This is a genomic window from Vibrio sp. 10N.222.49.C9 (genome assembly GCF_041474985.1).
In the GTDB taxonomy this organism is placed as follows: domain Bacteria; phylum Pseudomonadota; class Gammaproteobacteria; order Enterobacterales; family Vibrionaceae; genus Vibrio; species Vibrio crassostreae_C.
This window is the reverse complement of record NZ_JBFRVD010001671.1, coordinates 1-333: the sequence shown is the minus strand read 5'-3', so window position 1 is coordinate 333 and position 333 is coordinate 1. Positions and strand designations below refer to the sequence as shown.

Annotated in this window: 1 protein-coding gene; it reads right to left on the bottom strand. The window is 48.9% G+C overall.

The window, feature by feature from the left end; all coding sequences use genetic code 11:
- On the bottom strand, positions 1–333 hold a 333-nt coding region (locus AB4585_RS29745; RefSeq protein WP_372172443.1), incomplete at both ends, for a (2Fe-2S)-binding protein.

Below are 333 nucleotides of genomic sequence, written 5' to 3'. Positions count from 1 at the left end.
TGGCGAGAGTAGGCAAAGTGCTCACACAGGTCATTGTTGACCTCTACACCTAGGCTTAATAGTTCACTGTCCAACACCTGTTTTGCCAGTGCGCTACACCCTCCACAACCGGTCGAGGCATTGGTCGTTTCTTTAAGGGCCGACATAGTGCTGCAGCCCGCCTGAACCGCTTGCTTGATATCACCTTTGGTCACATCAAAGCATGAACAGATAACCGCACTATTCGGCAAGGCATCTATACCCATACCTGCTGACTCTTCACCTGCTACATTAGGCAAAATAAGCACAGATGGATTCGACGGCAAAGGCATGTCATTTTGCTTCATTTGTAGC